Source organism: Bradyrhizobium sp. P2_E8 (genome assembly GCF_056403875.1).
On record NZ_JBFUES010000215.1, the window covers coordinates 1 to 9,009 of the forward strand.

The 9,009-nt window shown below is 65.0% G+C and carries 11 protein-coding genes and 1 other RNA gene; 5 read left to right on the forward strand and 7 right to left on the reverse strand.

Annotated features, from left to right (window positions below):
• From AC1D00_RS14465 to ssrA, 7 genes are all read right to left on the reverse strand, one after another.
• Positions 1-879 (reverse strand): FeoB small GTPase domain-containing protein (locus AC1D00_RS14465; protein WP_477011138.1); only part of this gene is annotated, 879 nt, incomplete at its 3' end.
• A 37-nt stretch (positions 880-916) separates the two neighbouring features.
• Entirely contained in the window at positions 917-1,192 is a 276-nt protein-coding gene (locus tag AC1D00_RS14470) for a FeoA family protein (RefSeq protein WP_011089262.1), read from the reverse strand.
• A gap of 115 nt (positions 1,193-1,307) precedes the next feature.
• A complete protein-coding gene (locus AC1D00_RS14475; protein ID WP_018640860.1) occupies positions 1,308-1,559 on the reverse strand; it encodes a ribbon-helix-helix domain-containing protein in 252 nt (83 codons plus the stop codon).
• A complete protein-coding gene (locus tag AC1D00_RS14480) occupies positions 1,556-1,744 on the reverse strand; it encodes a DUF4169 family protein (protein WP_092185375.1) in 189 nt (62 codons plus the stop codon). Before AC1D00_RS14480 ends, AC1D00_RS14475 begins: the two co-directional genes overlap by 4 nt.
• Before the next feature lie 278 nt (positions 1,745-2,022).
• Positions 2,023-3,456 (reverse strand): class II fumarate hydratase, encoded by a 1,434-nt coding sequence (gene fumC / locus AC1D00_RS14485; protein ID WP_477011142.1) that lies wholly within the window; start codon positions 3,454-3,456, stop codon positions 2,023-2,025.
• Between the two features lie 89 nt (positions 3,457-3,545).
• Positions 3,546-4,064: an SspB family protein gene (locus AC1D00_RS14490; RefSeq protein WP_027544745.1), complete on the reverse strand. Its 519-nt coding sequence runs from the start codon at positions 4,062-4,064 to the stop codon at positions 3,546-3,548.
• A 114-nt stretch (positions 4,065-4,178) separates the two neighbouring features.
• Positions 4,179-4,546: a transfer-messenger RNA gene (gene ssrA / locus AC1D00_RS14495) on the reverse strand.
• Between the two features lie 84 nt (positions 4,547-4,630).
• On the opposite strand from ssrA, the gene AC1D00_RS14500 reads away from it, so the two are divergent.
• The 5 genes from AC1D00_RS14500 to AC1D00_RS14520 form a co-directional block, all read left to right on the forward strand.
• Complete coding sequence (locus tag AC1D00_RS14500; RefSeq protein WP_477011139.1) at positions 4,631-5,236, forward strand: chromate transporter; 606 nt, start codon at positions 4,631-4,633, stop codon at positions 5,234-5,236.
• Positions 5,233-5,763, forward strand: coding sequence for a chromate transporter (locus AC1D00_RS14505; RefSeq protein WP_404553760.1), 531 nt, complete (start codon positions 5,233-5,235; stop codon positions 5,761-5,763). The genes AC1D00_RS14500 and AC1D00_RS14505 overlap by 4 nt, the downstream gene beginning before the upstream one ends.
• Positions 5,764-5,857: 94 nt before the next feature.
• Complete coding sequence (locus AC1D00_RS14510) at positions 5,858-6,619, forward strand: tripartite tricarboxylate transporter TctB family protein (protein ID WP_477011140.1); 762 nt, start codon at positions 5,858-5,860, stop codon at positions 6,617-6,619.
• A gap of 7 nt (positions 6,620-6,626) precedes the next feature.
• The gene (locus tag AC1D00_RS14515; RefSeq protein WP_027544749.1) at positions 6,627-8,141 is read left to right on the forward strand and encodes a tripartite tricarboxylate transporter permease; all 1,515 of its coding nucleotides are present in this window, start codon (positions 6,627-6,629) and stop codon (positions 8,139-8,141) included.
• Between the two features lie 117 nt (positions 8,142-8,258).
• A partial coding sequence (locus AC1D00_RS14520; RefSeq protein WP_477011141.1) for a tripartite tricarboxylate transporter substrate-binding protein occupies positions 8,259-9,009 on the forward strand: 751 nt, incomplete at its 3' end.

Here is a 9,009-nt window from a genome sequence, read left to right on the forward strand (position 1 = left end):
GAACACGATCACGCTGCCGACGCCGGAAATTACGCCGTTCTGCAGAAAACTCTGCAGCAGGCCGGCGGGCAGGGTGTCGTGTACGAGTTCGCCGAGCACGTCGAAGCCTGATTTGAGCAGGTCCATCAGCGGCTGCGCCCAGGCGAACACCGCCTGGAACATCACGAACAGGATCAGCGCCAGCACGATCAGCCCGCCGACGGGATGCAGCACCACGGCGTCGATCCGCGCGGTCCAGGTGTCGGGCCGGCTCGGCAGGCTGACGCAATCGGCGATGATGCGGTCGGCCTCGCGCTGGGTGGAGCGCAATTCGGCCACGCTGAGCGCGCGCCAGTTGTTCTCGGCCGGCTCGGCGGCGAGCCTGGCCGAGATCTCGTCGGTCAGCGTCAACAGATCGGCTGTGCCGCCCTTGCGCACCGCGATCGAGGTGACCACGGGCACGCCGAGCTCCTTGGCGAGCCGCTCGACGTCGACAGTGATGCCGCGGCGCGTGGCGATGTCGAACATGTTGAGCACGAGGATCATCGGCCGGCCGGTGCGCTTGAGCTCCAGCAGCAGGCGGATGGTCAGGCGCAGATTGGTAGAATCGGCCACGCACAGCACGAGGTCGGGCACGATCTCGCCGGTGGCCTTGCCGAGCACGAAGTCGCGGGTGATCTCCTCGTCCGGGCTGCGGCCGCGCAGCGAATAGGTGCCGGGCAGGTCGACCACCGAGACCTGGCGTCCCTGGGGCGTGACGAAGAAGCCTTCCTTGCGCTCGACGGTGACGCCCGGATAGTTCGCGACCTTCTGCCGGCTGCCGGTCAGGGCATTGAACAGCGAGGTCTTGCCGCTGTTTGGCGTGCCGACCAGGGCGAGATGCAGCAGGGGTAATTCCATGGGATCACTGGTCCGGGATGCGGCGTCCGGTCGCTATCTAGGCGACGATGATGGCCATGGCTTCGCGCCGGCGGACCGCGATCGTGATGCTGTCGACCCGCACGGCAATGGGGTCGCGCCCGACCAGCCCCTCGTGCAGGACCTCGACCCGGGCCCCCTCGACGAAGCCGAGCTCGATCAGCCGGCTCTCGAGCTCGATGTCCGAGAGCGCCGAACCGGTGTCCCGGGCGGACAGGTGCTGGATGACGCCGGTGTAGCCGCGCAGGGCCAGACCCAGCGGCATGTGAGGGCGCGTATCATTGGTGTCGGTCATGCCCTGTATTTTCAACGCAGGGCATTGAGGTCAAGCGCGCCGGTCGGCGGAAGCTGCACCTTAGAGTGATTTTAAAGTGCGGCCGCCCTGGCGGGTCGAAAAGAGGCCTCGTCGGCTACTGGGCCGGGACCTTGTCCGGCTGGGCGGCCATGGCGCGGCTCTTGAAGTAGTCCAGCACGAACAGGCGGATCGCCGAGGACAGATTGCCCTGCTGGCGATTGCCGTCGATCTCGCCGACGAGCTCGGACAGCGTCATGTTGCGCAGGCCCGAAATCTCCTTCATGCCGTTCCAGAACGCCTCTTCCAGGCTGACGCTGGTCTTGTGACCGGCGACGACGATYGACCGTTTCACGACGGGCGATTTCATGGCTGCTCCTCGCGATCGATCTGATGCTGATCCAGGTGCTCCTTCGCCCTGTCCGCGCGCGTCTCCTCCGCCGACCGCTCCGCCTTCGTGCGGCCGAACTTCGCCCGATTGGCGTCCGCCTGCTTCGCCGAGGCTTCCCGCTCGGCGCGCTTCCGGAAACGATTCAGGTTGATGACGTTCCCCATGCCGCGTCTCCATCATCCGATCCTCTTCAGGCAGGATGAAACTTTCAGAAACAGGGTGCCGCATCGCACCCGACAAGACTTGATCGTCATTCGCTTGCCCTCGTCAATCGGCCCTTCGGGCCATCAAACAATGAATTTCGCCCTGTCTAGGGCAGAAGAGCTGCGTAACACGGCGTTCCGCCGCAACATTGACGGTAATCAAATCCCGTCCCCAAAGCCGCATAATTCTGCCGGTTGAGCGCCCGTATCACTACGGATGACTATCGGAATTCGGAATCCTATCCGGGGCTGGTCATCTTCTCCGGGCGCACCAGGCGGTCGAATTCGTCGGCCGAGACGAAGCCGAGCCGCAGCGCCTCCTCCTTCAGCGTGGTGCCGTTGGCATGGGCCGTCTTGGCCACCTTGGCGGCGTTGTCGTAGCCGATTTTCGGGGCAAGCGCGGTCACCAGCATGAGCGAGCGCTGCATCAGCTCACTTATGCGCTTTTCGTCGGCGCGGATGCCGCTGACGCAATGTTCGGTGAAGGAGCGTGCGGCGTCGGCCATCAGGCGGATGGAGTGCAGCATGTTGTAGGCCAGCACGGGCTTGTAGACGTTGAGCTCGAAATGACCCTGGCTGCCGGCGACCGTGATCGCGGTGTGATTGCCGAACACCTGGCAGCACACCATGGTCATCGCCTCGCATTGCGTCGGATTGACCTTGCCCGGCATGATCGAGGAGCCTGGCTCGTTCTCCGGCAGGATCAGCTCGCCGAGGCCCGAGCGCGGGCCCGATCCGAGCAGGCGGATGTCGTTGGCGATCTTGAACAGCCCTGTCGCGACCGAATTGATGGCACCGTGCGCCAGCACATATGCGTCGTTCGAGGCCAGCGCCTCGAATTTGTTGGCGGCGCTGGTGAAGGGCAGTTTGGTGATCCCGGCGACGTGCCTTGCGAACAGTCGCGCAAAGCGCGGCTTCGAGTTGAGGCCGGTGCCGACGGCGGTGCCGCCCTGCGCCAGCGGATAGAGCTCCTTCACCGCGACCTTGAGCCGGGCGATGCCGCTTTCGACCTGCGCGGCATAGCCGGAAAATTCCTGGCCGAGCGTCAGGGGCGTCGCGTCCTGCGTATGAGTACGGCCGATCTTCACGATCCTGGAAAACTCCTTCTCCTTCTTGCGTAGCGCGCGGAGCAGCTCGCCAAGGGCGGGAACGAGATCGGCGGTGATGCGGCTTGCGGCCGCGATGTGCATTGCGGTGGGGAACGAGTCGTTCGAGGACTGGCTCATGTTGACGTGATCGTTGGGATGCACCGGCTTCTTGGCGCCGAGCTCGCCGCCGAGCAGCTCATTGGCGCGGTTGGCGATCACCTCGTTGAGGTTCATGTTGGTCTGCGTGCCCGAGCCGGTCTGCCACACCACCAGCGGGAAATGGTCGTCCAGCTTGCCCTCGATCACCTCGCGCGCGGCGCGGATGATGGTATTGGCCCGGCGCTGGTCGAGCAGGCCGAGTTCGCGATTGGACTGCGCCGCGGCGAGCTTGACGATGCCGAGCGCATGCACGAGCGAAATCGGCATGCGATCCGTGCCGATGCGGAAATTCTGCCGCGAGCGCTCGGTCTGTGCCCCCCAATAGCGATCGGAGGGGACCTCGATGGGACCGAAACTGTCGGTCTCGATGCGGGTCGCGGGGCGGGCGGTCTTCGAGCGGGCAGCTTTGGCCATGAGCACATCCATTCCGCCGCGCGAAATGCCGCGCGGCCTCTTCATGTGCTCTTCTATATAGGCAGTCTGGCCGGGCGCGAGGTCTCGCGCGGCAGCCTAGATCATTTCTTGCGGAAACGATCGAGCCGCACGACTTCGGCGCCGCCCTGGCTCGGCGGGGTCGGTTCTTCCGCGGTCTCCGCCTTTTCGAGGGCGGGCGCGGGCACCGACACGGCCGAAGGGGCAGGGGCCGCGGGCAACGTCTCCGGCACGACCTCGGCGACATCGGACGTGTCGAACTGGAGGCCGAACTTCACGGACGGATCGAGGAAGCTCTTGATGGCGCTGAACGGCACGATCAGCCGCTCCGGAATGCCGCCGAACGACAGGCCGACCTCGAAGCGGTCCTCGAGCACGGTCAGATCCCAGAACTGGTGCTGCAGGATGATCGTCATCTCTTCCGGATATTGCGCCAACAGGCGCGACGACAGCTTTACGCCCTCGGCCTTCGACACGAAGGTGATGAAGAAATGATGCTCGCCCGGCAGTCCATGGGACGCGGCGTCGGTCAGCACCTTCCGCAGCACGCCGCGCAGCGCGTCGCGGGCCAGCACATCGTATCGGATATGATCGGTCGCCATGGTGGTCCTGTTGCATTCCAGGAGTTGGGCCCTGCCGGCCCGACTCGCCAAGTCGCAATAGTACCGCGCCTGACGGGTCAGCAGGAGTCCCCGCCGGGGAGGAAATCAAAGGTAAGTGGAGGCTTCTGTTGCCAGGTGCCTCCGAACCCCGCCTAACGGAGCTTAACCCGTTAGGACTTTAAGATGGTCTTTCAAACTGCGTTACGCAGCCTGAGCAACCGGAGCAAAGTTGTCGTTGGCAACTATTGCAGTAGCCCGATAACGGCGGAACAATACCGGGAAAAAGCACGCCCTTTACGCCCTCGTCGATCCTATTTCGCCCCCGCCAAAACCCGCTTCTAGGGCTCGCCCGCTCGTGGGCTTTGGTGGAGGCGCCGGGTACCGCCCCCGGGTCCGAATGGTTTATTACGACGACCGTTTATTTCCATAGCCGGCGAACCGGCACTCCCAATATAGGGGGCAAAGGTTTAGAAAGACAGGGGTTTGGGGCGGGCATGGCGCGGTTCCCTTTGGATAGGTTCCGGACGGTCTTGGCCTCGCGGCGGCCCGCGTTCTAAGCTCCTGACATGTCCACGGATTCAGCACCGGCCGCCCAAGAGCCGGATCGTGCCGCAGCCGGCGGCCCTCCGCCCAGCCTGGCCGCGCTGTTCGTGGCCTTCGCCCGGATGTCCCTAGCCGGTTTCGGCGGGGTCCTGGTGTTTGCCCGGCGGGCGATCGTCGAGCAGCACCGCTGGATGACGGCGGACGAGTTCAACGAAACCTTCGCGCTCTGCCATTTCCTGCCCGGCCCCAACATCGTCAATCTGTCGATGGTCTTCGGCGCGCGGCTGCGCGGAATTGCGGGCGGCGTTGCCGCCTTTGCCGGGCTGCTGCTGCCGCCGACGCTGATCATGACCGTGCTTGCGATCGTCTACGCCCAGTTCGGCGATGTGGAGGTGCTTCGCCGCATCCTCGCGGGCATCTCCTGTGCGGCGGTCGGCCTGCTGATCGCGGTGGTCTTCCGCATGATGACGCCGCTGCTCAAGCGAATGGACGCCGTTGCGCTCATCCTGATGCTCGGCGTGTTCCTCGCCATCGGCGTGCTTCGCCTGCCGCTCCAGGCGGTGCTGCTGGTCGCGATCCCCGTGAGTGTCGGCGCCACCTTCTTCCTGCGGCGGAAGGTAGCAGCGTGAACGCCGAGAACCCGATCTGGGCGCTGATCTCCACCTTTGCCCTCATGTCGCTGTTCGCGGTCGGCGGCGCTGCGGCCGCGGTGCCCGAGATGCACCGCGTCGCGGTTGATGTGCATCACTGGATGACCGACAAGCAGTTCACGGATGCCTATGCGATCGCGCAGCTCTCGCCAGGTCCGAACGTGCTTATCGTGACGTTAATCGGCTATGCGGTCGCCGGCATCCCCGGCGCGCTGGCAGCGACGCTGGCGATGTGCCTGCCGACCGCGCTGGTTGCCTATTATGTCAGCCGGCTCTTGAACCGGCCGAGCCAATCGCGCTGGCCCGGCCTGATCCAGGCTGCACTGGTTCCGCTCTCGATCGGATTGATGGCGGCGAGTGCGCTGATCCTGGCCCAGACGACCGATCGCACGATTGCTGCGGTGCTTCTGACCGCGATGGTTGCGCTGCTCGCAGCGGTGTCGCGCATCAATCCACTATGGCTCCTGCTCGCCGGGGGCTTGTTGGGTTTTGCTGGCATTGTGTAATGAAAATCGCTAGGCAGTGATCCGGGCGAGGGATCCATTTCCAGCCGATTAGAACAACACTGCGCGTGACTTACGGGTCGCGGAGGAGACATGCATGGCCGATACGATGGGCCACTCAGCGACAGCCACCCGAAACACCTCGGTGGCGCTCGGCTTTTGTCTGCTGGCCATTGCGCCGCAGATATTCGAATTCATCTGGTCGATCGGGACGATTTTTGGCTGGGGCGCGGGACGCGGTCCGGCCACCGTTCTGATCAGCCACGCCACCGCGCTGGTCGCGGGTGCTCCCGCGGTACTGATCGGATCGGTCGGCGGTGAGACCAAGAAGGCGTCATCCGACGTTCTGCTGGCGCTGATCTATTCCTACCCGATCCTTGCGGTAGCCATCGTCTCCCTGTTCATGGCCATCCGGTCGGCACAGGATTATGTCGGTGGCGTCATTCTGATGGCGCTCGCGCTGTTCGCGCTGTGGGCCTCGAGCGATTTGCAGGGCATGCGCGGCTTCTCCTTCGGTGCGGGCACCGCGCCGCGCATGTTCGGCGGGCTGCTGGTCGCCTTGTCCGCCGGCATCGCCTTGACCGGCCTTCTGACCGACGGGGCGGCGATGGCCCATTATTCCTGGCGCGGGCCGCTGTTCGTGATGGCCTCGATCGTGTTCTTCGCCCTGGCGATCCGGCCGCTCGGCCTCGTGGTCTCCGCCTTCGTCAGTTTCATGATCGCGGCGATGGGTTCGCACGAGACGCGCTGGCTGGAGGCTGCCATCGTCGGCGCCTGCCTGACGCTCGGCTGCGCGCTGCTCTTCCCCTACGTGCTCGGGTTACCGATGCCGATGTTTCCGCGTTTCCTGATCCAGTGAGGGCGTGATGGATATTTTTGCCAACCTCGCCCACGGCTTCGCCGTCGCGCTTTCTCCGATCAACCTCCTGATGTGCCTGATCGGCGCCCTCGTCGGCACGCTGGTCGGCGTTCTCCCTGGTATCGGCACCATCGCAACCGTGGCGATGCTGCTGCCGATCACCTTCGGACTGCCGCCGGTCGGCGCGCTGATCATGCTCGCCGGCATCTATTACGGCGCGCAATATGGCGGCTCGACCACGTCGATCCTGGTCAACATACCCGGCGAGGCGACATCGGTCGTCACCGCCATCGACGGTCACCAGATGGCCAAGCAGGGCCGTGCCGGCCCGGCGCTGGCGATCGCGGCGATCGGGTCGTTCTTCGCCGGCTGCGTCGCGACCGTGCTCATCGCCGTGCTCGGCGCGCCGCTGACCAAGCTCGCGTTGGCCTTCGGCCCGGCCGAGTATTTCTCGCTGATGGTGCTCGGCCTGATCTTCGCGGTCGTGCTGGCCAAGGGCTCGGTGCTGAAGGCGATCGCGATGATCGTGCTCGGCCTGCTCATGTCGATGGTCGGCTCGGACATCGAGACCGGCGCCTCGCGCATGGCCTTCAACATTCCGGAGCTCGCCGACGGTCTCGGCTTTGCGACGGTAGCGATGGGCGTGTTCGGCTTTGCCGAGATCATCCGCAACCTCGACGCCGGCGCCGAGATGAACCGCGACCTCGTTCAGCAGAAGATCACCGGCCTGATGCCGACCAGGAAGGATCTGCGCGACTCCGCACCCGCGATCCTGCGCGGCACCGTGCTCGGCTCGATCCTCGGCATCCTGCCGGGCGGCGGCGCCGTGATCGCGTCCTTTGCGGCCTATACGCTCGAGAAGAAGATCGCCAAGAACCCGTCGCGGTTCGGCCGCGGTGCGATCGAGGGCGTGGCGGCGCCGGAGAGCGCCAACAACGCGGCGGCGCAGACCTCCTTCATCCCGCTGCTCACCCTCGGCATTCCGCCGAACGCGGTGATGGCGCTGATGGTGGGCGCGATGACCATCCATGGCATCGTGCCGGGTCCGCAAGTGATGCAGAAGCAGCCGGATCTCGTCTGGGGCATGATCGCCTCGATGTGGATCGGCAACCTGATGCTGATCATCATCAACCTGCCGCTGGTCGGAATCTGGGTCCGCCTGCTGCGCGTGCCTTACCGGTTGATGTTCCCATCGATCGTGATCTTCTGCGCGATCGGCATCTACTCGGTGAACAACGCGCCGGTCGACGTCATCCTCGCCGGCGTGTTCGGTCTCGTCGGCTACTGGCTGATCAAGCACGATTTCGAGCCGGCCCCGCTGCTGCTCGGCATGGTGCTCGGACCGCTGATGGAAGAGAACCTGCGCCGCGCACTGCTGATCTCGCGCGGTGACTGGAGCGTGTTCCTGACGCGTCCGCTGTCGGCAGTGCTGCTGGCGATCGCGGCGAGCCTGTTGATCCTCACGGTGCTGCCTGCGCTGCGCGCCAAGCGCGACGAGGTGTTCACCGAATCCGAGAACTGATCGCGCCTGCGTCCGCGCGCCGCATTCGGAAGTCGAATCGACTTGTGTGATGACTTCGTGACATGAAAATGCCGGCCCTTGTGGCCGGCATTTTTGTTTGCGTCCCGGGGAAACGACATGACTTCTATTCGCGCGCTCGCTACGGGCGCATGTGCCGTCGCGCTCGCATCGCTGTGCGCGTTTGTCGCACCGTCTCAGGCGCAGACCTATCCGACGCGCGGCATCACCATGATCGTGCCGTTCGCGGCCGGCGGCCCGACCGACGTGATCTCGCGCATCGTCACCGCGCACATGGCGCAGACGCTGGGGCAGAGCATCGTCATCGAGAACGTGGTCGGCGCCGGCGGCACCACCGCGACCGCGCGAGCCGCGCGCGCGGCCAATGACGGCTATACGCTGATCACGGGGCATATGGGCACTCATGCCGCATCCGTGCCGCTCTATCCGAAGCTTGCCTATCATCCGGAGAAAGACTTCGAGCCGATCGCGCTCCTCGCGGGCACGCCGATCCTGATCCTGGCGCGCAAGGATTTTCCGCCGAAGGACCTGAAGGAGTTCGTCGCCTACGTGAAGGCCAATGCCGAGAAGGTGAACGCGGCACACGCCGGCGTCGGCTCGGTCTCGCACGTGTCCTGCGAACTCTTGCACTCCATCCTCGACATCAAGCCGGTCGGCGTGCCCTTCAACGGCACCGGCCCCGCGATGAACGCGCTGGTGGCGGGGCAGGTCGATTACATGTGCGACCAGATCGTCAACGCCGTGCCGCAGATCAACGCCGGCACCATCAAGGCCTATGCGATCGCAACGGTCGAGCGCAATCCGTCGCTGCCGAACGTGCCGACGACGACGGAAGCCGGCCTGCCTGCAT

Bases quoted from the DNA above. Each gene is read 5' to 3' on its own strand.
- AC1D00_RS14470 (WP_011089262.1), bottom strand. From the start codon at position 1,192: ATGACCGACACCAATGATACGCGCCCTCACATGCCGCTGGGTCTGGCC.
- AC1D00_RS14500 (WP_477011139.1), top strand. From the start codon at position 4,631: ATGTCCACGGATTCAGCACCGGCCGCCCAAGAGCCGGATCGTGCCGCA.
- AC1D00_RS14515 (WP_027544749.1), top strand. From the start codon at position 6,627: ATGGATATTTTTGCCAACCTCGCCCACGGCTTCGCCGTCGCGCTTTCT.
- fumC (WP_477011142.1), bottom strand. From the start codon at position 3,456: ATGGATGTGCTCATGGCCAAAGCTGCCCGCTCGAAGACCGCCCGCCCC.
- AC1D00_RS14510 (WP_477011140.1), top strand. From the start codon at position 5,858: ATGGCCGATACGATGGGCCACTCAGCGACAGCCACCCGAAACACCTCG.
- AC1D00_RS14490 (WP_027544745.1), bottom strand. From the start codon at position 4,064: ATGGCGACCGATCATATCCGATACGATGTGCTGGCCCGCGACGCGCTG.
- AC1D00_RS14480 (WP_092185375.1), bottom strand. From the start codon at position 1,744: ATGGGGAACGTCATCAACCTGAATCGTTTCCGGAAGCGCGCCGAGCGG.